The 19,572-nt window shown below is 55.5% G+C and carries 19 protein-coding genes; 9 read left to right on the forward strand and 10 right to left on the reverse strand.

Annotated features, from left to right (window positions below):
• Nucleotides 1-17: 17 nt before the first annotated feature.
• The 8 genes from FY206_RS24555 (at nucleotide 18) to phoU (ending at nucleotide 9,105) form a co-directional block, all read left to right on the forward strand.
• Nucleotides 18-698: a fimbria/pilus periplasmic chaperone gene (locus tag FY206_RS24555; protein WP_032644265.1), complete on the forward strand. Its 681-nt coding sequence runs from the start codon at nucleotides 18-20 to the stop codon at nucleotides 696-698.
• 38 nt (nucleotides 699-736) lie between these two features.
• Entirely contained in the window at nucleotides 737-3,217 is a 2,481-nt protein-coding gene (locus FY206_RS24560) for a fimbria/pilus outer membrane usher protein (protein ID WP_374206934.1), read from the forward strand.
• 84 nt (nucleotides 3,218-3,301) lie between these two features.
• Nucleotides 3,302-4,282, forward strand: a complete 981-nt coding sequence (locus tag FY206_RS24565) for a fimbrial protein (RefSeq protein WP_229267852.1) — start codon at nucleotides 3,302-3,304, stop codon at nucleotides 4,280-4,282.
• Between the two features lie 245 nt (nucleotides 4,283-4,527).
• Nucleotides 4,528-5,568: a phosphate ABC transporter substrate-binding protein PstS gene (gene pstS, locus FY206_RS24570; RefSeq protein ID WP_014833830.1), complete on the forward strand. Its 1,041-nt coding sequence runs from the start codon at nucleotides 4,528-4,530 to the stop codon at nucleotides 5,566-5,568.
• A gap of 126 nt (nucleotides 5,569-5,694) precedes the next feature.
• Complete coding sequence (gene pstC / locus FY206_RS24575) at nucleotides 5,695-6,654, forward strand: phosphate ABC transporter permease PstC (RefSeq protein ID WP_032644260.1); 960 nt, start codon at nucleotides 5,695-5,697, stop codon at nucleotides 6,652-6,654.
• Entirely contained in the window at nucleotides 6,654-7,544 is an 891-nt protein-coding gene (pstA, locus tag FY206_RS24580; RefSeq protein ID WP_032644259.1) for a phosphate ABC transporter permease PstA, read from the forward strand. Before pstC ends, pstA begins: the two co-directional genes overlap by 1 nt.
• Nucleotides 7,545-7,591: 47 nt before the next feature.
• A complete protein-coding gene (gene pstB / locus FY206_RS24585; RefSeq protein WP_008500183.1) occupies nucleotides 7,592-8,365 on the forward strand; it encodes a phosphate ABC transporter ATP-binding protein PstB in 774 nt (257 codons plus the stop codon).
• 14 nt (nucleotides 8,366-8,379) lie between these two features.
• The gene (phoU, locus tag FY206_RS24590) at nucleotides 8,380-9,105 is read left to right on the forward strand and encodes a phosphate signaling complex protein PhoU (RefSeq protein WP_008500182.1); all 726 of its coding nucleotides are present in this window, start codon (nucleotides 8,380-8,382) and stop codon (nucleotides 9,103-9,105) included.
• 87 nt (nucleotides 9,106-9,192) lie between these two features.
• Here the strand turns inward: phoU and yieH are convergent, their stop codons facing one another.
• Complete coding sequence (gene yieH / locus FY206_RS24595; RefSeq protein ID WP_032644258.1) at nucleotides 9,193-9,858, reverse strand: 6-phosphogluconate phosphatase; 666 nt, start codon at nucleotides 9,856-9,858, stop codon at nucleotides 9,193-9,195.
• A gap of 165 nt (nucleotides 9,859-10,023) precedes the next feature.
• Between yieH and adeP the strand changes: the two genes are divergently transcribed.
• Nucleotides 10,024-11,361, forward strand: coding sequence for an adenine permease AdeP (gene adeP, locus FY206_RS24600; RefSeq protein ID WP_143349474.1), 1,338 nt, complete (start codon nucleotides 10,024-10,026; stop codon nucleotides 11,359-11,361).
• A 92-nt stretch (nucleotides 11,362-11,453) separates the two neighbouring features.
• Here the strand turns inward: adeP and FY206_RS24605 are convergent, their stop codons facing one another.
• The 9 genes from FY206_RS24605 to rpmH form a co-directional block, all read right to left on the reverse strand.
• Complete coding sequence (locus FY206_RS24605; RefSeq protein WP_032644256.1) at nucleotides 11,454-12,020, reverse strand: NADPH-dependent FMN reductase; 567 nt, start codon at nucleotides 12,018-12,020, stop codon at nucleotides 11,454-11,456.
• A 36-nt stretch (nucleotides 12,021-12,056) separates the two neighbouring features.
• On the reverse strand, nucleotides 12,057-12,803 hold the full coding sequence (locus tag FY206_RS24610) for a 4'-phosphopantetheinyl transferase family protein (RefSeq protein WP_077064358.1): 747 nt from the start codon (nucleotides 12,801-12,803) through the stop codon (nucleotides 12,057-12,059).
• Between the two features lie 122 nt (nucleotides 12,804-12,925).
• Nucleotides 12,926-13,897 carry an HTH-type transcriptional regulator YidZ gene (gene yidZ / locus FY206_RS24615; RefSeq protein ID WP_032644254.1) on the reverse strand — a complete coding sequence of 324 codons (972 nt, stop codon included), beginning with the start codon at nucleotides 13,895-13,897 and terminating at the stop codon, nucleotides 12,926-12,928.
• A complete protein-coding gene (locus FY206_RS24620; protein WP_032644253.1) occupies nucleotides 13,866-15,041 on the reverse strand; it encodes an MFS transporter in 1,176 nt (391 codons plus the stop codon). Before FY206_RS24620 ends, yidZ begins: the two co-directional genes overlap by 32 nt.
• Nucleotides 15,042-15,152: 111 nt before the next feature.
• Nucleotides 15,153-16,517, reverse strand: a complete 1,365-nt coding sequence (mnmE, locus tag FY206_RS24625; RefSeq protein WP_032644252.1) for a tRNA uridine-5-carboxymethylaminomethyl(34) synthesis GTPase MnmE — start codon at nucleotides 16,515-16,517, stop codon at nucleotides 15,153-15,155.
• 72 nt (nucleotides 16,518-16,589) lie between these two features.
• Nucleotides 16,590-18,233 carry a membrane protein insertase YidC gene (yidC, locus tag FY206_RS24630; protein WP_032644251.1) on the reverse strand — a complete coding sequence of 548 codons (1,644 nt, stop codon included), beginning with the start codon at nucleotides 18,231-18,233 and terminating at the stop codon, nucleotides 16,590-16,592.
• 2 nt (nucleotides 18,234-18,235) lie between these two features.
• Complete coding sequence (gene yidD / locus FY206_RS24635) at nucleotides 18,236-18,493, reverse strand: membrane protein insertion efficiency factor YidD (RefSeq protein WP_001307474.1); 258 nt, start codon at nucleotides 18,491-18,493, stop codon at nucleotides 18,236-18,238.
• Nucleotides 18,457-18,816 (reverse strand): ribonuclease P protein component, encoded by a 360-nt coding sequence (gene rnpA, locus FY206_RS24640; protein ID WP_032640303.1) that lies wholly within the window; start codon nucleotides 18,814-18,816, stop codon nucleotides 18,457-18,459. The genes yidD and rnpA overlap by 37 nt, the downstream gene beginning before the upstream one ends.
• Before the next feature lie 16 nt (nucleotides 18,817-18,832).
• Nucleotides 18,833-18,973: a 50S ribosomal protein L34 gene (gene rpmH, locus FY206_RS24645; protein WP_000831330.1), complete on the reverse strand. Its 141-nt coding sequence runs from the start codon at nucleotides 18,971-18,973 to the stop codon at nucleotides 18,833-18,835.
• Between the last annotated feature and the right edge of the window lie 599 nt (nucleotides 18,974-19,572).

Consider the following 19,572-nt stretch of genomic DNA (forward strand, 5'->3'; position numbering starts at 1 on the left):
CTGTTACAGGATATAATATGCGCAGGCGTTTTATAATTTTATTTGTTGCTCTTCTTTTCTCATTCGGTACCGGGACGTCAAGTGCCGGAATAGTTATTGGTGGCACCCGCGTAATCTTCCCTGGAAATAAAGCAGACACGACTATTTCTGTCTTAAATAAAGATACGGCACTGCCTTACCTTCTTCAGTCGTGGGTTGAGCCTTTTAACACTGCGGATAAGCACCAGCCGCCGTTTACGGTTATCCCTCCCATCTCCCGCCTGGAGCCCGGCCAGGAGCGCGTACTGCGTATCATTAAGACTCAGGGCGAATTACCGTCTGACAGGGAGTCCGTGTTTTGGCTGAACATTAAAAATATTCCGCCGTCGACAACCGAAGAGAGCAGCAAGCTGGAAATTGCCATCAAAACGCGCATTAAACTCTTCTGGCGTCCAGCGGGTGTCAAGGAAACGCCTGAAACAGCCGCGCTGAAAGTAAAATGGCAACGCCAGGGCAGCATGCTGGTGGTCACCAACCCAACGGCCATCCACGTCAATGTGATCGACGTGGCTATTGATGGCAAACCGCTCGACCTGGCGATGATTATGCCGTTTGAGACACGTCGGCTGGCGCTGCCTGCCGGCATGAGCAAAACGCTCACCTGGCACAGTATTAATGATTACGGCGCGATTAGCGACGCCATTCAGCAACCTCTTTAACCGCGGCGGGGTTGCTTGCGTTGAAACGTTCTCACTATTTGGTTTTATCCCTGCTGTGGCTGGGAGGAAGCTATCCGCTTCTCGCCAGCGCCGCACAGCCGCTATTTAACGCGCGTCTGCTGGAGCTAGATCGGCCCATTGAGGTCGACATTAGCCAGTTCAATCGTCCGGATAATCTGCCTGAAGGGGAATATCAGGTTGATATCTATGTTAACGATCGGTTCATTGAGCGCAGGGCGGTGCGTTTTTTCCGCCGCGATCCTGAGAGTGCGTTGGCACCTTGTTTTGTGGATGTCAAAAACACGCTGGCGACGTTTGGGCTGAAAGTGAACGCGATTAAACAGCTGGATACGGTGAACGCTGAAGGTTGTGAACCGGTCCCGGTGCTGCCTGGCGCGAAATGGTCGCTGGACAGCGAAAAGCTCGCGCTGAAGGCGTCTATCCCTCAGGTCTATCTGGACGCCACGGCGCGTGACGCCATATCGCCTTCACGCTGGGATCCGGGGATTGACGCTTTGATGCTGAACTACGATTTCTCCACGACCCAGACGCTGAAGTCAGACTATGACAGTGACGATCTCTACTACCTGAATTTACGCAGCGGCGTGAACATTGGGGGATGGCGGCTGCGTAACTATAGCGCCTTAAATGCGGTCAACAGCCGCGGTAACGTTCGTTCGCTGAGTACGTACTTACAGCATGATATTGCCAGCCTGCGCAGTCAGGCCATGGCGGGCGATACGTGGACCGCGAGCGATCTCTTCGACAGTTCACAGGTACGCGGCGTGCGTCTGTATACCGACAGCGACATGCTCCCCGATAGCCAGAACGGTTTTGCACCGGTGGTGCGCGGCGTGGCGAAAACGAACGCCGTAATCACCATCCGTCAGAACGGCTACATGATTTATCAGTCGGCGGTGCCGCAGGGGCCGTTTGCGTTGACCGATCTCAATACCACCTCAAGCGGCGGAGATCTGGACGTCACCATTAAAGAGGAAGACGGCAGCGAACAGCACTTTGTTCAACCTTACGCTTCGCTGGCGATTTTGCGTCGTGAGGGGCAGACGGATGTGGACATCAGTATCGGTCAGCGTCGTGATAACGATCGGTTTATGCCAGAGGTGATGCAGGCGCAGGTATTGCACGGGATGGCATGGGGTATGACGCTTTATGGTGGCACGCAGCTGGCAGACGATTACAGCGCGTTTGCCGCCGGTATTGGTAAAGATCTCGGCAACATTGGCGCTATTTCGATGGATATTACCCATGCCCGGTCGCACTTTACGGACGATGACGAGCAGGGGCAATCCTGGCGTTTTCTGTACTCAAAAACGTTCGACGTCAGCAATACCAGCCTGCGTATTGTAGGCTATCGCTATTCAACGGAAGGGTTTTACACCCTGGGCGAATGGGCATCGCGCACGGGCGATAGCGATAACTTCTGGCAGACGGGCAACCGCCGCAGCCGGGTAGAAGGCACCTGGACCCAACCGTTTTCCGAGGGATACGGTAATGTCTATCTTACGCTGAGCCGGGAGCAATTCTGGCGTACGGACGATGTGCAGCGCCTGGTTCAGATAGGCTACAGCAACAGCTGGAAGCAAATTGTGTGGAACCTGTCGTGGAACTATACCGATACGGTGTCTGACAGCATGGGAGAGTGGCAGCAAGAAGACGAAAGCGAGCATATCGTTATGCTGTCGCTGTCTCTGCCGCTTTCGGACTGGTTACCCAACAGCTACGCCAACTACAACTACGCACATAGTAACCATGGCACACCTTCACACCAGATTGGGCTGAACGGCAATCTGCTCGACGATAACAATCTGAGCTGGAACATACAGCAGTCCGTGTATGAAAACCGCGGCACCTCGGCGGGAAATGCGGGTCTGGTCTGGGATGCGTCCTACGGATCGCTCAAGACAAATTATGCCTGGAGCTACGAAAGCCAAAACCTGAACTACGGCATCAGCGGCGGCATATTGATCCACGACGAAGGTATCACCTTCTCGCAGGAGATGGGCGAAACGGTGGCGCTGATCAAAGCGCCAGGCGCGGCAGGGTTATCGGTAGATAACGCCAGCGGCGTCGCCACCGACTGGCGCGGCTTTACCGTGAAGACGCAGCTTTCACCCTACGATGAGAACCGTATTGCGCTTCAGAATAAGGATTTTGTTTCAGGCAACGTTGAGCTGGAACGCAGCGTGCAAAACCTGGTGCCTACGCGTGGCGCGGTGGTGAAAGCCGAGTTTGTTACTCACATCGGCTATCGGGTGCTGTTTAGCGTTTCACTTGCGAACGGCAAGCCTGCGCCGTTTGGCGCGGTGGGTACCGCTGCGCTTGATGTGGGAAGCGCAACGGGGATTGTCGGTGACAAAGGTGAACTCTATCTCGCCGGGATGCCTGAATCGGGGCAATTTTCACTCACGCTCAGCAGCGGCAAGCTCTGTCTGGCTGATTATCACATCCATCAGAAACCTGATTCCGGACTGGTGCAACTGCCCGTCATTTGTCGATAAAGGATAAGAATGAAACCGCACTTCTGGCTTTTTACGCTCTTTTTTTGCTGCTTTTTTTTACAGGCGGCGCCTACCGGTTACTGCGTGCCGGACAACGGCAAATACCATAACTATTTCACTGTCGCGGAACAATTAACGACGCTTGATAACCTTGTTGGTATGCAGCATATGATCGATATGAATAACTCAACGACCTCGTTTAAAGGAACGTGTTACTGCCTGACGGGGAAAAATGAAAGTTACGATCATGCTTACATCACCAGCGTGGTTAATCCAGCCCTGCAGCCCAGCGCGAGCAGAAACAATATCTCCTATTATTATCTCAATAAGTATCTTGATATCGGTTTGCAAATCTACATCCTTGGCGTTGGCTACACCACCGTTCCCTTCGATCACCTGCCAAATGACATTGGGGGAACATACCGGTGTCATAATGGCGTCAGTTCGCAAACCACGTTTTACAGCGGCGGATCGGGCTTTATTTATCTGTATGTCAAAAAACAGTTTACCGGCACGATCGCCATACCGTCGATGGTCATGGCCAATATCTATGCCACTATCGATCCCCGTACCGTCTCGAATGAAATCATTTCGGATGTGATTGTGCAGGGATCGGTCACGGTCCCGCAAACCTGCGAAATAGATGAAGGCCAGGCGATAATGATTGATTTCAAGTCTATTCTGGCATCTGAATTCTCAGCAAACCGGGGTCAGGCGCTGTCTTCCCGCAAGATTACCCGGCAGGTCAATATCAAATGTTCAAATATGATGTTTACCGACACGCTGGGGGCAACCTTCCAGGCCTCTGCCGCGACAGCCGACGGTACGATGGTGGCTACCGATAATCCTGACGTGGGTATTAAGATTTACGATAAACATAACAGGGAAATTAATGTGAACGGCGGCGAACTTGAGGCGGAAACGACGAAAATGCCCGTGACTCTTGAAGGCGAGACGCTGGGAACACTCACGTTTTCAAGCGCTCCGGCTAGCGCAACCGGATCCAGACCCGCGCCCGGTCCGTTCAACGCCACGGCTACCCTGACGATTGAAATCGGCCATTAATCCCACAACGGCTGTTTGTGACAGCCGTTGTCATATTTCCCGGACAAAACGGCCATAATGCAAAAATAAATGACAAAAAAATGAATGCTCGATGAATTAAGCGCTATATTTTTCAGGTGGTTACACCTCTCTCTGTGTTTGTCATAAAACTGTCATAATTCGTACATTTATCTGTCACCTGTTTGTCCTATTTTGCTCATCGTAGCCACTAAACAATGATTTACGAAAATCTTGCAGGAGACATTATGAAAGTTATGCGTACCACTGTCGCAACTGTTGTCGCCGCGACCTTATCTCTGAGCGCGTTCTCTGTATTTGCAGAAGCAAGCCTGACTGGCGCTGGTGCAACCTTCCCTGCGCCGGTGTATGCCAAATGGGCGGATACCTACCAGAAAGAAACCGGTAATAAGGTTAACTATCAGGGTATCGGCTCCTCCGGTGGCGTGAAACAAATTACCGCGAACACGGTTGATTTCGGCGCATCTGACGCCCCGCTGTCTGATGACAAACTGGCTCAGGAAGGCCTGTTCCAGTTCCCTACCGTGATCGGTGGCGTGGTTCTGGCCATCAACCTGCCGGGCGTGAAGTCGGGCGAGCTGGTGCTGGACGGCAAAACCCTGGGCGATATCTACCTGGGTAAAATCAAAAAATGGGATGACGAAGCGATCGCTAAACTCAACCCAGGCCTGAAGCTGCCTTCTCAGAACATCGCCGTGGTTCGCCGCGCGGATGGTTCCGGTACCTCTTTCGTGTTCACCAGCTATCTGGCAAAAGTGAACGAAGAGTGGAAATCTAAAGTCGGCTCCGGCTCTACCGTTAACTGGCCTACCGGTCTGGGCGGTAAAGGTAACGACGGTATCGCCGCGTTCGTTCAACGTCTGCCGGGCTCCATCGGCTACGTAGAGTATGCCTACGCGAAGCAGAACAACCTGTCCTACACCAAACTGGTTTCTGCCGACGGCAAACCGGTTAGCCCGACCGAAGAGAACTTTGCTAACGCCGCCAAAGGCGCTGACTGGAGCAAATCCTTCGCGCAGGATCTGACTAACCAGAAGGGCGAAGGTGCATGGCCAATCACCTCCACCACCTTCATTCTGGTGCATAAAGAGCAGAAGAAACCTGAGCAGGGCGCTGAAGTGCTGAAGTTCTTCGACTGGGCATACAAAAACGGCGGCAAACAGGCTAACGACCTGGACTACGCCAGCCTGCCAGACAGCGTGGTTGAGCAGATTCGTGCTGCATGGAAAACCAACGTGAAAGACAGCAGCGGTAAAGCGCTGTACTAACAGGATATATTTAACGAAGATGGCGGGTGGCGCTGCGCTTACCCGCCCTACGGTTTATTCTGTAGGCCCGGTAAGCGCAGCGCCACCGGGCATATTCGTAAGACGTCTCATAAAGAAGAGTAATTTATGGCTGCAACCAAGCCTGCATTTAACCCTCCGGGTAAAAAAGGTGACATGATTTTCAGCGCGCTGGTCAAACTGGCTGCGCTGATTGTGCTATTGCTGCTGGGCGGCATCATCGTGTCTCTGATTTTCTCCTCATGGCCGAGCATCCAGAAATTCGGTTTCTCCTTCCTGTGGACCAAAGAGTGGGACGCGCCGAACGACGTTTACGGTGCGCTGGTGCCTATTTACGGTACGCTGGTGACCTCGTTCATCGCCCTGCTGATTGCGGTTCCGGTGAGCTTTGGTATTGCCCTGTTCCTGACGGAGCTGGCGCCAGGCTGGCTGCGACGCCCGCTGGGTATCGCCATTGAGCTGCTGGCGGCCATTCCGAGTATCGTCTACGGCATGTGGGGCCTGTTTATCTTTGCACCGCTGTTCGCCACGTACTTCCAGGAGCCGGTGGGAAATGTGCTTTCTGCCATTCCGTTTGTGGGCGCCCTGTTCTCTGGCCCGGCTTTTGGTATTGGCATACTGGCGGCTGGGGTGATCCTTGCCATCATGATTATTCCGTACATTGCGGCGGTTATGCGCGATGTCTTCGAACAAACGCCGGTGATGATGAAAGAGTCGGCCTACGGCATCGGCTGCACCACCTGGGAAGTGATCTGGCGCATTGTCCTTCCGTTCACCAAAAATGGGGTGATAGGGGGCGTGATGCTGGGCCTGGGGCGTGCGCTGGGTGAAACCATGGCGGTGACCTTTATCATCGGTAACACCTACCAGCTCGACAGCGCGTCGCTCTACATGCCGGGTAACAGCATTACCTCGGCGCTGGCAAATGAATTTGCGGAAGCGGAATCAGGGCTGCACGTCGCGGCGCTGATGGAGCTGGGCCTGATTCTGTTCGTTATCACCTTCATTGTTCTGGCGATTTCCAAACTGATGATTATGCGCCTCGCTAAAAATGAGGGAGCACGCTAATGGCCACTCTCGAAATGCAAGCTACCGCTGAACTGGCGGAATCCCGCCGCAAAATGCAGGCCAGACGCCGCATGAAAAACCGTATTGCGTTGACGCTCTCTATGGCGACGATGGCGTTCGGTCTCTTCTGGCTGGTCTGGATCCTCTTCTCGACGGTCGTTCGCGGGATTGACGGGATGTCCCTGTCACTGTTCACCGAAATGACGCCGCCGCCCAACACGGCGGGCGGTGGCCTGGCGAATGCCCTGGCGGGCAGCGGCTTGCTGATCCTCTGGGCGACGGTCTTCGGCACGCCGCTGGGCATCATGGCGGGTATCTACCTGGCGGAATACGGCCGTAAATCCGTCCTGGCGGAAGTCATTCGCTTCATTAACGACATACTGCTGTCTGCACCTTCTATCGTCGTGGGTCTGTTTGTATACACCGTGGTGGTGGCGCAAATGGAACACTTCTCCGGCTGGGCGGGCGTGATTGCGCTGGCGCTGCTGCAGGTGCCGATTGTGATTCGTACCACCGAGAATATGTTGAAACTGGTGCCGGACAGCCTGCGTGAAGCGGCTTATGCGCTGGGTACGCCGAAATGGAAGATGATCTCCGCGATTACGCTGAAGGCGTCCGTTTCCGGGATCATGACCGGTATCCTGCTGGCCGTTGCGCGTATTGCCGGTGAAACGGCGCCGCTGCTGTTTACTTCCCTCTCCAACCAGTTCTGGAGTACGGACATGATGCAGCCGATCGCCAACCTGCCGGTGACGATCTTTAAATTTGCGATGAGCCCCTTCGCGGAATGGCAGCAGCTGGCCTGGGCCGGCGTGCTGATCATTACCCTTTGCGTACTGTTGCTGAACATTCTGGCGCGCGTCATTTTCGCGAAGAAGAAACACGGTTAATTTTTTACGGCGCGGCAGCTCGCGGCGCCGAATGAGGAAACGAGTCAATGAGTATGGTTGATACTGCCCCGGGTAAGATTCAGGTTCGTGATTTGAACTTCTACTACGGCAAATTCCATGCCCTGAAGAACATCAACCTGGATATCGCGAAGAACCAGGTCACGGCATTTATCGGTCCGTCCGGCTGTGGGAAATCCACGCTGCTGCGTACCTTTAACAAAATGTATTCGCTCTATCCGGAGCAGCGCGCTGAAGGTGAAATTATCCTCGACGGCGAAAACATTCTGACCCAGGCGCAGGATATCGCCCTGCTGCGCGCTAAAGTGGGGATGGTGTTCCAGAAACCCACGCCGTTCCCGATGTCCATTTATGACAACATCGCCTTTGGCGTTCGCCTGTTTGAAAAGCTCTCCCGTGCCGATATGGACGAGCGCGTGCAGTGGGCGTTGACCAAGGCCGCATTATGGAACGAAACCAAAGATAAACTTCACCAGAGCGGGTACTCTCTGTCCGGTGGTCAGCAGCAGCGTCTGTGCATTGCGCGCGGTATTGCTATTCGCCCGGAAGTGTTGCTGCTGGATGAGCCGTGTTCAGCGCTGGACCCGATCTCAACCGGTCGTATTGAAGAGCTGATCACCGAACTGAAGCAGGATTACACCGTGGTTATCGTGACCCACAACATGCAGCAGGCTGCGCGTTGCTCCGATCACACGGCGTTTATGTACCTGGGCGAGTTGATTGAGTTCAGTAACACGGACGATCTGTTCACCAAGCCCGCTAAAAAGCAAACAGAAGACTATATCACCGGTCGTTACGGTTGATTCAGGAGCGCGCGATGGACAATCTCAATCTTAATAAACACATTTCAGGCCAGTTCAACGCAGAGCTGGAAAGTATTCGCACGCAGGTGATGACCATGGGCGGCATGGTTGAGCAGCAGCTTTCCGATGCGATTACGGCAATGCACAACCAGGACAGCGAGCTGGCGAAGCGCGTCATTGAAGGCGACAAAAACGTCAACATGATGGAAGTCGCGATCGACGAAGCCTGCGTGCGCATTATCGCGAAACGTCAGCCGACGGCGAGCGACCTGCGTCTGGTGATGGCGATCATCAAAACCATCGCCGAGCTGGAGCGTATTGGTGACGTTGCCGATAAAATCTGCCGCACCGCGCTGGAGAAATTCTCTCAGCAGCACCAGCCGCTGCTGGTGAGCCTGGAGTCGCTGGGCCGCCACACCGTGCAAATGCTGCACGACGTGCTGGATGCTTTTGCGCGTATGGATCTGGATGAAGCGGTACGTATCTACCGTGAAGACAAGAAGGTCGACCAGGAGTATGAAGGCATCGTGCGTCAGCTGATGACCTACATGATGGAAGACTCCCGCACCATTCCAAGCGTGCTGACTGCCCTGTTCTGCGCGCGCTCCATCGAGCGTATCGGCGACCGCTGCCAGAACATTTGCGAATACATTTTCTACTTCGTGAAGGGTCAGGACTTCCGTCACGTCGGCGGCGACGAGCTGGACAAGCTGCTGGCGGGTAAAGATCCGAAAGAGTGATTTTTGTGGCGGGTGGCGCTAGCGCTTACCCGCCCTACGCACGATCTGTAGGCCGGATAAGCGCTAGCGCCATCCGGCTTTGTTTTTTCAGCGAGTAATATTCCAACCGCGCGCCTTCCACAGCTCTGGCAACTGCGCCAGATCGGTAAAAGTCGTTACTTTTGGATGAACGATCGGCTTGTTGTGCGGATCGGCACAGAAGTAAAACACCTCCATCCCGGCATCAATGCCCGACTGCGCGCCCGCGGACGAGTCATCCACCAGAATGCAGTTCTCCACGTTGACGTTCATCGCTTTCGCCGCATGGAACATCAGCGCCGGGTCCGGCTTCCAGCGCTGGATATCGTAGCCGCTGAACAGCTTTTCCGGAAAGTGGTGCAACATATTAAGCTTGCCGAGCGAGTGCTGCATTTTGCTGACCGGACCGTTGGAGACGACGCAGATCGGCACCGTCATGGCATCCAGCAGCGCGTTTGCGCCCGGAATCACCTCCAGCTCCGAATCGAACAGGCGTGCAACCTCGGCGCGGTAGACCGGCTCCAGCTCCGCTTTCGCCAGATCCACGCCGTGTTCTTCGTTAATGATGTCGATGATCTCGTAGAGCTTTACGCCCTTAAAGCGTTTAAACACCTCTTCGAGTTCCAGCGTAATGCCAAATTCCTGGAACATGGTGACATACGCGCGGGAACAAATGACCTCACTGTCGACCAGCGTTCCGTCGCAGTCGAAAAATACCGCTTCAATTCCGGACATGCCTTTCCCTTTTAACCAGTTTAACGTTTACGTACGGCAGTTCACCGGCACGCAATCGTTGCCGTATAAGCAAATTCAATGAAAAAAGTATCACGTAACCGCCACTATTGTCGCATTTTGGTATAGGATAGCGACGAATTTTCCCTCCTTGTTCGGAAATTGATGATGAGTCAACAACACACTACCCAGACATCTGGTCAGGGTCTGCTTGAGCGCGTGTTTAAACTGCGCGAGCACGGCACAACGGCACGCACCGAAGTGATCGCCGGTTTCACCACCTTCCTGACGATGGTCTATATCGTTTTTGTGAACCCTCAAATTCTGGGCGTTGCTGGCATGGATACCAGCGCCGTCTTTGTGACTACCTGTCTGATTGCGGCGCTTGGCAGTATCCTGATGGGCGTGTTCGCTAACCTGCCGGTTGCGCTGGCTCCCGCTATGGGTCTGAACGCCTTCTTCGCGTTCGTGGTGGTTCAGGCGATGGGGCTGCCGTGGCAGGTGGGCATGGGCGCCATCTTCTGGGGCGCGATTGGCCTGCTGCTGCTGACCATTTTCCGCGTGCGTTACTGGATGATTGCGAACATTCCCGTGAGCCTGCGCGTGGGCATCACCAGCGGTATTGGTCTGTTCATCGGCATGATGGGGCTGAAAAACGCCGGCGTGATCGTGGCGAACCCGGACACGCTGGTGACCATCGGCCACCTGACCTCGCATAACGTGCTGCTGGGCGTGCTGGGCTTCTTTATCATCGCGATCCTGGCCTCCCGCAATATTCACGCGGCGGTGCTGGTGTCCATCGTGGTTACCACCCTGCTGGGCTGGATGCTGGGCGACGTTCACTATAACGGCATCGTCTCCGCGCCGCCGAGCGTCTCAACCGTAATTGGTCACGTTGACCTGGCGGGTTCCCTGAACCTGGGCCTGGCGGGCGTGATTTTCTCCTTCATGCTGGTTAACCTGTTTGACTCCTCCGGTACGCTGATTGGCGTGACGGACAAAGCGGGCCTGGCGGACGAGAAAGGGAAATTCCCGCGCATGAAGCAGGCGCTGTTTGTGGATAGCATCTCTTCCGTCGCGGGCTCTTTCATCGGCACCTCGTCTGTTACCGCTTACATTGAATCCTCTTCCGGCGTGTCCGTAGGCGGCCGTACCGGCCTGACGGCGGTGGTGGTGGGTATTCTGTTCCTGCTGGTGATCTTCCTCTCTCCGCTGGCGGGTATGGTTCCTCCGTATGCAGCGGCCGGCGCGCTGATCTACGTGGGGGTGCTGATGACCTCCAGCCTGTCACGCGTGAAGTGGGATGATTTAACCGAAGCGGTGCCGGCGTTTATTACCGCCGTGATGATGCCGTTCAGCTTCTCGATTACCGAAGGTATCGCGCTGGGCTTTATCTCCTACTGCGTAATGAAGATCGGTACCGGCCGCTTCCGCGACCTCAGCCCGTGTGTGATTGTTGTTGCACTGCTGTTTGTGCTGAAGATTGTGTTTATTGACGCCAAATAAACAGCAAGCCCTTTTCTTCGAAAAGGGCTTTAGCGTTTGTTCCCTCTCCCACGGGGAGAGGGCCAGGGTGAGGGCATAAGGCCGCAACGATCTTACGCTTTAACCCGCTTAATATAATCCCCAAACGCCGTTAGCTGGCCAGAAAGATGGTCGCGCGTGCTCTGATCCACCACCTCGCCCGTCTGCGGGTCGACCTTGTTCTGAATCACGCCACCCATAAACTCCGGCTTGTTCATCACCATCGCATCCAGGAATACCAGGATTTGGCGCAGGTGGTACTGGCAGCGTGCGCCGCCAATGGCGCCCATAGAACTGGTCTGGATGAGTACCGGTTTGCCTGTCAGCGGCTGCTCAGGTAAACGGGACAGCCAGTCGATGGCATTCTTCAGGCCACCCGGAACCGAGTAGTTATACTCCGGGGTGACAATGACCACGCCGTCGGCCTGGCGGATTTGATCTGCCAGCGCCTCAACGCTCTGCGGGAACCCTTCTTCCTGCTGGACATCCGCATCATACAGCGGAATATCGCCAATAGACGGCAGGGCGCTAATCTCCATTCCTGCAGGCGCCAGCTGTGGCAGCGTGCGGGCTACCATCCCGTTAAATGAACCTTTGCGCAGGCTTCCCAGTAACGTAACGACTTTCAACGTATCAGACATGATTACTCCTGTTTCATCATGATGACCCTGATTGGATCAGCTTAGGGTAAATGCTTTTTCTGCCGGTAAACTGGTTAAACGCATCAGACGTGCGGCGGGCTCGTTGGCGCGCTCGGGCACATCAGGAAGGCTACGCCATCCCTGTTGGCTGTCAAATTCCCAGATTTTCATGCGTTCGATGGCGGGGGTCACCGCAATGGACCAAATGAGCACATCTTCTGCATCGCAGAGCGCTTCTACCAGCGTGGCCTGGGCGGCGCGCAGACGCCCGGAGCCCGGCAACAGCTGCAGCAGGCTGGCATCGTCTGAGGCGCATCCGCAGAGCTTGCGAATGCTCTGGCGCAAGGTAATGAGCTGGGCTCTGGCTTCGACAGCATCGTTCTGGTTGCGGACCCACAGCTTCTCGTTGCTGGAGAGCGGATAGTCTTCATGGGCATTGCCCCCGTGGAAGCTGCGCGTCGCGCGCTGAAGTTCCATATCTAGCCCACAATCCCCTTCGGTGGTCAGCGCAACGCCAATGATATTGCCCGTGTAGGCAATCGAAAAACGAGGGAGATCCGGGTCGGCGAAGACCGGGCGGCCTTCGGGTTGGGTCGTGATGTCCGGCAGCTCGCTGGTGCCGTACAGCATAAACATCAGTTCCGCGAGAAGCGCCCGGGACGCTAAAAACCGCGACCTGCGGTGTTCCGGAAGCGCGAGTGCTTCACGGTGGCAGGCTGAAGAAATTCTTGCCGATACGAGACGTCCTTCCGTAAGTATCCCTCTTGCAAAGTGCGTAGCCATTTTTCGCTCCCTGATAATGGTCGTAATCGGTTAAACGGTTACATGATTATCGCTTAACTTGCCTCCTGTTTTAATCAGTAAATGGAAGTAAGAGAAGCCTTAGGACCGAACTTTACATTTTCTTAGGCAAAAATTGGACCGCTCGCACCGTACAGCGCCCTGATGGTCTCCCGCAGCCAGAGGATTTTTGGGTTATGGCTGTTCCGTTTATGCCAGATCAGCGTGAACGGCACGGTCAACTTTTCCGCCAGCTCCTCATCAATGGGAATGGGAAGCGCGATCAGCTTCCGCTGGTGGAGTTCATTGTAGTGGTGGCAGTAGTGCGGCGCGGTGGCGATATAGTGATGGCCGGGCTGCGCCGCCATAAACATCGCCTGTTCGAAGCCCGGCAGGCACATGGCGATATTACGTTCACGTCCCATCTCCTTTAGCACCTCATCCAGCGCCCAGGTGTCGCTGCGTTCCCAGAAGATGCTGATATGCGGGTAGCGCAGGAAGGTATCCAGATTCCACTCTTGCTGAAGCGCCGGATGATCCTCGCGCAGATAGACGCAGGGGCGGTCGCTGAACAGGATTTCGTAGTCGATAAACCACGGCAGCAGCTTCAGCAGCTCGCGGGAGCGCGGATGCGTTTCTCGCCCGGTAAAGCCAAGATCCACCTCGCCACGCGTAATGGCGTCCAGCGAATCGTAATCCCAGTGGTGCATCTTCACCGTCGCCTGCGGATAGCGCTGATTCACCTGCTCCAGCAGGGTATTGAAGCGGATCAGCATCAGCGGCGTTTCGGCGGCCAGCACGAACGTCAGACCGCCAGGTGAATCATGATGGAATTTATCGAGTATCTGGTTGCCGATTTGCATCCAGTCAGCCAGATCCTGCTCAAGACTCACCGTCAGCGGCGTGGGAAGCAATCCTAACGGCGTTTTGACAAACAGCGGGTCGTCGAACCAGTCGCGCAGCTTGGCCAGCGATTTACTCACCGCCGACGGCGTCACGTTCATCCGCTTCGCCGCCCTGGTGACGCTGCGCTCCTGCAGCAAAAGCTGCAGGCACAGCAACAGGTTAAGATCGAGACTGCTGATGGGCTTCTTCATAATGTGCCGCGGGCTGGATGACCATAAGTAAGGTAATGCACAGTATGCTACAGCCAATCAGAACCCCGATCAGCATATTCAGCGCGTTAAGTCCGATGACCGCCGCCAGCCAGATCCACAGCGACGAGCCGCAGACCTGCGCTATACCCAGCACCGAGCTCGCCACGCCTGCCCGCAGCGAGAACGGGCCGAGCGCCTGACTCATCGCCACGCCAAAGCCAACCGAGAACCCGGCACAAATGAGCGTAATACCCACCAGCATCACCGCGTGTGAGGTGGCCGTCGCCAGGATTATGCCTGCTGCGAGGAACAGCACCTGAGAGGTCAGCATCAGCGTGCGCTGGCTAAAAACATTTAGCGCAAAGGGGGTGGAGAACGAGACGGCCATACTGACCATGGCGGTTAACGCCATCACCGTTGAATACTCGCCGCGATCGAAGCCCATGGTCTCCATCAGTAAAACCGGGGAAACGTTTACATAGGTGAGGATCACCGCCACGCTTAGCGTGGTGACGGCCAGACGACTGAGAAAAAAGCGGTTAAGCAGCTTCTCTGCCGGGTGAATTGTTGGGGGGTGACCGGTATTTTGCGAGCCCGGGTGGGTTTCTTTCAGCACGGCGATCGACAGGACAAACACCAGCGCGCCCATGGCTGCCATGGTCCAGAACAGGCTCTGCCACGGGAATTTCAGCATGATCAGGTAGCCCACGACGGGAGCCAGCACCGGGATGATGCAGGTTATGCCGTTAAGCATGGAGAGCACCTTCGCGCGACGCTGGGCGCTTAAGGTGTCGCGCAGGATCGCAAAGGCCACCACGTAACAGCCACCCGCCCCAATGCCCTGGATAAAGCGCCCGGCCAGGAACAGGGGGCTGTTTTGCGCCTGCGAGCAGAGAAGGGACGCCAGGGCAAAAATGATGGCGCCGGTTATCGCCACTGGCTGACGGCCAGCCTTATCCGCGATCTTCCCGGCAAACACCATCGACGACGCCATCCCCGCGAGGTAGGCCGAAAACGCGATGTGCAGCTGCGCCTCGCTGGCGCCCAGATCGCGGGCGATGTGCGGTAATCCCACCAGATACATATCAATGCCGGACGGATAAAGCAGAACTAATGCGAAACTACAAAACAGAAAACGCGCCATAGACCCCCCATAGATGCAGGCATGCAGGATAGGGGGTGAAAAGGGATTAGGCGAGTTGCCATTTGGACAATGGTGATTTCCTGGGAGGAAATCACCATTGCTTAGCGGGTATTATTTACCAATACAGAAGCTCGAGAAGATCCTTCCCAGCAGATCGTCCGACGTAAACTCCCCGGTGATCTCGCTCAGATTCTGCTGCGCCAGACGCAGCTCTTCCGCCAGCAGTTCACCTGCCCACGCGCCGATCAGCTGTGCTTTACCCTGAACGAGGTGGTTCGCCGCCTCTTCCAGCGCCTGCAGGTGACGACGGCGCGCCAGGAAGCCGCCTTCCATGCTGGTGTCAAAGCCCATGCTCTGCTTGAGATGGTTACGCAGATCGTCCACGCCTTCGCCGGTGCGGGCCGACAGGCGAATCAGTGAGTGACCATTCACATCGCTGATGCCGAGCGTTTCGCCGGTCACGTCCGCCTTGTTGCGCACCACGGTGATTGGCAGCTTAGCCGGCAGTCGGGCGATAAAGTCCGGCCAAATCTCAGCCGGGTCTACGGCATCGGTGGTGGTGCCATCCACCATAAACAGCACGCGATCGGCCTGCTCGATCTCCTGCCAGGCGCGCTCGATACCGATACGCTCAACCTCGTCGCTGGCATCGCGCAGACCGGCGGTGTCGATAATATGCAGCGGCATCCCGTCGATGTGGATATGCTCGCGCAGCACGTCGCGGGTGGTGCCGGCAATGTCGGTCACAATCGCCGCTTCACGGCCCGCCAGGGCGTTCAGCAGGCTCGATTTCCCGGCGTTCGGGCGTCCGGCAATGACCACCTTCATCCCTTCGCGCAGCAGGCTGCCCTGGCGCGCTTCGGCGCGAACGGCGTCGAGATCGCTCATCACCTGGTTGAGCTGGGCTTCGATTTTGCCGTCAGAGAGGAAATCGATCTCCTCATCCGGGAAGTCGATAGCCGCTTCCACGTAAATACGCAGGTGAGTAAGTGCTTCCACAAGGTGATTCACGCGCGCGGAGAATGCCCCCTGCAGCGAGTTCAGGGCGGAACGCGCCGCCTGTTCGGAACTGGCGTCGATCAGGTCAGCAATCGCCTCGGCCTGCGCCAGATCGAGCTTGTCGTTGAGGAAGGCACGCTCGGAGAACTCGCCCGGCTTGGCAATACGCAGGCCCGGCAGGGTCAGAATACGTTTTAACAGCAGGTCGAGGATAACCGGGCCGCCGTGGCCCTGCAGTTCCAGCACGTCTTCACCGGTAAAGGAGTTCGGGCCGGGGAACCACAGCGCAATGCCCTGGTCCAGCGGCGTGCCGTCGGTGTCCTTAAACGGCAGGTAATCAGCGTAGCGCGGCTTTGGCAGTTTACCCAGCACCGCTTCAGCCACCTCGCGCGCCTTCAGGCCGGAGATGCGCAGAATGCCTACACCACCGCGTCCCGGTGGGGTTGCCTGGGCGACGATAGTGTCGTTATGGCTCATGGTTGCTCTCGTTCAATACAAATAAAAAAGGCGGTCAATCGACCGCCCTTATTTTAGCGTTAACTTATCGGATCAGGACTTTTTCTTTTCGCGGCTATGCAGGCCACGTTTTTCCAGACCACGGTAAATCAGCTGCTGCTGGATGATGGTTACCAGGTTGCTGACGATATAGTACAGCACCAGACCTGACGGGAACCACAGGAAGAACACGGTGAAGATGACCGGCATAAAGGTCATGATCTTCTGCTGCATCGGGTCGGTCACGGTGGTCGGCGACATCTTCTGGATGAAGAACATCGTCACGCCCATCAGGATCGGCAGGATGTAGTACGGGTCCTGTGCGGACAGGTCATGGATCCACAGGGCGAACGGCGCGTGACGCAGTTCAACGGAACCCATCAGCATGTAGTACAGCGCAAGGAAGATTGGCATCTGAATCAGCAGCGGGAAGCAACCACCCAGCGGGTTCACTTTCTCTGCTTTATACAGGGCCATCATTTCCTGACTCTGACGCTGTTTGTCATCGCCCAGACGCTCACGCATTGCCTGAATCTTCGGCTGCAGCATACGCATCTTCGCCATGGAGGTGTACTGCGCTTTGGTCAGCGGGTACATGATGCCACGAACGATGAAGGTGATAACGATGATGGAGAAGCCCCAGTTACCCAGGAAGCTGTGGATGAACTTCAGCAGCTTGAACAGCGGCTGAGAGATGAACCACAACCAGCCGTAATCCACGGTCAGATCCAGGTGCGGCGCAACGGCGGCCATTTTGTCCTGAATTTCCGGGCCGACCCACAGAGTGCTTGCCAGCTTACCGGTTTGACCCGGCTGCACCAGAACCGGCTGAGACTTGTAGCCGATGGCTGCAATACCGTTGCCCAGGTTCGCGGTGTAGAAGTTATTGGTACCGTCGTTATTTGGCACCCATGCAGTCGCGAAATACTGCTGCAGCATTGCCACCCAGCCGCCTTTAGCGCTGACGTTCAGGTTTTCGTTATCGGCAATGGTGTCGAATTTGTATTTCTCGTACTTCGCGTCAGGCGTGGAGTACGCCGCGCCACGGAAGGTATGCAGCGCAAAGTTGCTGCTTCCGGTGTCACGGTGAGACGGCAGATTGATGGACTGCTTCAGCTGGCCAAAGGTAGACAGTTCCAGCGGTTTCGCACCGGTGTTCTGTACGCTGTAGCCCACGTTCACCGCATATTCACCGCGCTTCAGGGTGAAGGTTTTGGTGAAGGTGTTGCCTGCGGCGTCGGTGTAGGTCATCGGGATAACGAGTTCGTTCTGACCATCAGCCAGCACAAAGGTATCGTTCTCGACGTTATACAGCGGACGCGCGCCGTTAGCCGGGTTATCCGGGCCGTCACGACCGGTCAGGCCGCTCTGTGCCTGGTAGATAAACTCAGGCGTGGTTTCCAGCAACTGGAACGGTTCGGTAGACTTCAGCTCTTTCGGGTAGGTCAACAGCAGCGCCTGCTCAACATCACCACCACGGGTGTTGATAGTCAGCTCAAGCACGTCGGTTTTAACCGTAATCTGTTTCCCCTGGCCACTGGCCGGTACGCCCTGGTCGGCGGCGCTACCCGCTGCGGTGGTCGTTGTCTGCGTGACCTGCTGTTGTGGTTGAGGATTTTTATCCTGCTCCCACGCCTGCCAGATCATGAAAGACACGAACAACAAAGCGATGATAAGAAGATTGCGTTGCGAATCCATCGTTAGTGTTCTCTGGTATCAAAGGGTCCTGGAGGGACGGGGTCGTCTCCACCTGGGTGTAAAGGGTGGCATTTTAATACGCGTTTCACCGTCAACCAACTGCCTTTTATCACTCCAAACCTGCGCAATGCCTCAATTCCGTAGCTTGAGCATGTGGGTGTGAAACGGCAGTGCGGCCCGAGTAGCGGACTAATCAGGCGTTGATAGACCCGAATGAGGGCTATCAGGACCCGTGAGCCAGGCGACAGTGGCGGCGCCATAATTTTTCCAACGCTTCCGAGAGAGCACGGTTATCGAGGTCGGCAACCCCTTTCTTCGCCACCACCACGAAATCCATTGAAGGCAGTTCGTGCTGACGTAAACGGAAGCTTTCACGCGTCAGACGTTTAATCCGATTGCGTTCATGCGCACGCTTAACATTTTTCTTGGCGACTGTGAGACCGATGCGGGGATGCCCCAGCGAATTTTGGCGGCCGAGGATGGTGATTTGCGGCGTGCCAGCCCGTAGTGGCTGCTGGAAGACGAAAGTGAAATGAGCGGGAGTTAACAAACGTAACTCCCTGGGAAATGCGAGCTTAACCACTCAGGGGTTAGCTTTATTACTTGGAAACGGTCAGACGAGCGCGGCCTTTAGCACGACGACGTGCCAGAACCTGACGACCATTTTTAGTAGCCATACGAGCACGGAAGCCGTGAGAACGGTTGCGCTTCAGTACAGACGGTTGAAAAGTGCGTTTCATGGCGATTTCTACCTAAACTTGAATAAATTCACTGACTTTTGCGTATACCCGAACGAGTTTCGAACGACTAACGCCTCAGCGTGGGTGATTAAAGAGGCCGGATTGTAATAATTGTACACTCCGGAGTCAATTCTCTTTCCTTATTTCCCGCGTATTTCCGCACGTTTTCGCGTGGAAAATGAGCAACGGACGACGCAGGAAGATGAGCATCACGCGCCGGGTCGAGGATTATACGGGCTCACCAACAAAGCGCAAGGATCGTCCTGGATCTTCGTTAGATCATTTAAGCAATAAATTGTCTGTGCTCATTAATTTTTCCAATATGCGGGCTAAATCGCGGGGCACTCGCGCCAGGATCGTTTACACTTACCCGGTTTCGGATCTTCCTGTGGATAAATCGGGAAGAATCTGTGAGAAACAGAAGATCTCTGGCTCAGTTTAGGCTATGATCCGCGGTCCCGAACGGGATCCCAGGATCCTGGTCAGGTTAAATTGCAGATAGCAATTCGCACGTCACCCTTTGCACAGGGTCATGTCGATGTGCGCCAACAATCATGAATATTCAATAGTTTTCTTTTATTGTTCGAGTGGAGTCCGCC

It is taken from the genome of Enterobacter chengduensis, assembly GCF_001984825.2.
GTDB classification, from domain to species: domain Bacteria; phylum Pseudomonadota; class Gammaproteobacteria; order Enterobacterales; family Enterobacteriaceae; genus Enterobacter; species Enterobacter chengduensis.